Here is a 680-nt window from a genome sequence, read left to right as displayed (position 1 = left end):
TTAGAGCCTGTTTGGAAATTCGGTGAGGGTGTGATTCAAGCCCTGGATGTGGACGCCAGAGCAGAGAGGCCGGATGGCCAGTATCACCCGCAAGACGAAGCGCTATCCGTCTGACATGACGGATGAGGAATGGGCGCGGATCGCGCCACTGATGCCTGAGCCTGGGCGCATGGGACGTCCGCGGGAAATTGAATTCCGCGAAGTGATCAACGCGGTGCGCTATCTGGTCCGCTCGGGCTGTGGCTGGCGAATGTTGCCGATCCATTTCGGGCATTGGCGAACGGTCTATGGCTGGTTCCGGGAACTGGCGCGGCGTTTCCTGTTTCAGACGATCCACGATGTTGAATTGATGCTCGATCGGGAGCGGATGGGTCGTGAAGCCAGTCCGTCGGCCGGGGTGATCGACAGCCAAAGCGTCAAGGCGCCTCATGCAAAGACAAGGGGTTATGACGCCGGTAAGAAAGTGGTCGGGCGCAAGCGGCATATCGCCGTCGATACGGACGGGCGCCTGCTGATGCTCAACCTGACACCGGCCGACATCTCCGACAGCGCAGGCGCACAGATGATCCTGGATGCGATCCGTAAACGCTGGCCCTGGGTGAAGCACCTGTTTGCCGATGGCGCCTATGACCGCCTCCAACTGATGGACAAGGCGGCTTATCTGGAGTTCGTCGTCGAGA

Annotated in this window: 1 protein-coding gene; it reads left to right on the top strand. The window is 60.0% G+C overall.

From position 1 onward, the window contains the following. Nucleotides 1-46: 46 nt before the first annotated feature. Nucleotides 47-680: IS5 family transposase (locus GOB93_RS21015; RefSeq protein ID WP_173585282.1), on the top strand; the 634-nt coding region annotated here is incomplete at its 3' end.

The sequence above is a fragment of the Acetobacter musti genome, from assembly GCF_011516835.1.
Lineage (GTDB): Bacteria > Pseudomonadota > Alphaproteobacteria > Acetobacterales > Acetobacteraceae > Acetobacter > Acetobacter musti.
Note: the sequence above shows the minus strand (reverse complement) of the source record. Positions and strands in the feature narration are given on the sequence as shown.